This window comes from Streptomyces sp. NPDC001027 (assembly GCF_040299045.1).
Lineage (GTDB): Bacteria > Actinomycetota > Actinomycetes > Streptomycetales > Streptomycetaceae > Streptomyces.
Genome location: NZ_JBEPBI010000540.1, coordinates 1 through 1,834 on the forward strand (window position 1 = coordinate 1; position 1,834 = coordinate 1,834).

The following is a 1,834-nucleotide window of genomic DNA, read 5'->3' on the forward strand; positions in this document are numbered from 1 at the left end:
GGTGTGATCATGAAGCTCGTCGACGACGCGGCGGGCGCCGTGGCCGGCCGGCACTCCGGCGGACCCGCCGTCACCGCGTCGATGGACGAGATGGAAAGCCGCCGCCACGCTGGGCGTGCAGGTGGTGATCGACCCCTACGTGCCTCCGAACCGCTGGAGGACCGAGGACGACGTGAAGCGGTCCGCCGAGCGCCTCAACGCGCGCGCCGCCCAAGCCGCCGAGTACGGGCTGCGCGTCGGCTACCACAATCACGATCACGAACTGCAGTCCCAGATCGGAACCCACCCCGCTCTGGAAGCGTTCGCCGACCTGCTCGACCCCTCCGTGGTTCTCGAGATCGACCTGTACTGGGCCGCCGCCAGCGGCCAGGACGTTGCCGCACTCCTGCGGCGGCTCGGCGCCCGCGTGCACGCCGTGCACGTCAAGGACGGACCGCTGGGCACGGGCATCACCGCCCAGAACCTGCCCAAGGACCAGCGGCCCGCAGGGCAGGGCGACGTACCACTGGCGGCCGCGCTGGCAGCCGGCGAGGCCATCGACTACGCAGTGATCGAGTTCGACCACTACCGCGGCGACATCTTCGACGGAGTCCGTGAGAGCTACGGATTCCTCGCCGACACCCTGGGAGTTACCCGATGAGCAACACAGGAAGGGTCGGCATCGGCGTCATCGGCGCCGGCATGATCAGCGACCAGTACCTGTCCAACCTGACCCGGTACCCCGACACCGAGGTCGTCGCCATCGGCGACGTGAACACCGAGCGCGCCGCCGCACAGGCTGCGAAGTACGGCATAGCCCGCTCCGGTGACGCCGCGTCCGTCCTCGCGGACGACGACGTCGAGATCGTGGTGAACCTGACCCTCCCGGCCGCGCACGTCGAGGTCTCCACCGCCGCCCTGAACGCGGGCAAGCATGTGTGGAGCGAGAAGCCCATCGGCATCGACCGCGACGCCGCCAAGAGCCTGGTCGACCTCGCCGCCGAGCGCGGCCTGCTCCTGGGCGTTGCCCCCGACACCGTCCTCGGCCCCGGCTGGCAGACCGCCAAGCGGGCCATCGAATCCGGCGCGATCGGCACCCCGCTGACCGCCACCACCGCCTTCCAGTCCCAGGGCCCCGACTGGTTCCACCCCGACCCGGAGTTCCTCTTCGCCAAGGGCGCCGGCCCCCTCTTCGACGTCGGCCCGTATTACCTCACCGCGTTGATGTACCTGCTCGGTCCCATCGAGAAGGTCTTCGCGATGGGCACCAGGGCGCAGGACGTGCGCACCATTCGCACCGGCCCCCGCGCCGGCACGCAGTTCCCCGTCGAGGTACCCACCCACCTTTCGGTGGTCAGCACTTTCACCGAAGGCCCCACCGCGTCGTCGCTCATGAGCTGCGACACCGCCCTGTTCCGGCACGGCGTCTTCGAGATCAACGGCACCGAAGGCACACTCGTCCTCGGCGACCCGAACTACTTCGGCGGCACCGCACTCAAGATCTATCGCCCGATGGACAAGATCGTCCTGCCGGTCCAGCAGAACGCGGACGACCTTGCCGAGCAGGGCCCGCTGACCGGCCGCGGAGTCGGGGCGCTGTGCATGGCCCGCACCATCCGGGGCGCCGAACTGCACGTGGCCACCGGAGACATCGGCTACCACGTCCTCGACGCCATGACCAGCATCGAGGAATCGGCCGCCCGCAACACCTTCGTCGACGTCGCCAGCACGGTCAACCCCGTGCCGTCGCTCCCTGTGGACTTCGACCCATACGTCGCCACCGTAGGCTCGGTGGCCGTCGGGTAGAGAAAAGCGCCGGCCCCGAACCTGACAGCGAGGGAGCCGGCTTCAGCCG

1 protein-coding gene and 2 pseudogenes are annotated in these 1,834 nt (G+C 69.5%); all 3 read left to right on the top strand.

Annotated elements, in window-relative coordinates; translation table 11 throughout:
- Positions 1-93: pseudogene (locus ABT300_RS43685) on the top strand (acyl-CoA thioesterase); the annotation flags it as partial.
- A 13-nt stretch (positions 94-106) separates the two neighbouring features.
- Positions 107-640: pseudogene (locus ABT300_RS43690) on the top strand (sugar phosphate isomerase/epimerase family protein); the annotation flags it as partial.
- The gene (locus ABT300_RS43695; protein ID WP_351688647.1) at positions 637-1,785 is read left to right on the top strand and encodes a Gfo/Idh/MocA family protein; all 1,149 of its coding nucleotides are present in this window, start codon (positions 637-639) and stop codon (positions 1,783-1,785) included. The pseudogene ABT300_RS43690 and the gene ABT300_RS43695, both read left to right, overlap by 4 nt.
- Positions 1,786-1,834: the final 49 nt, after the last annotated feature.

Excerpts from the sequence above, each read along its gene's own strand:
- ABT300_RS43695 (WP_351688647.1), top strand. The coding sequence starts at position 637 with ATGAGCAACACAGGAAGGGTCGGCATCGGCGTCATCGGCGCCGGCATG.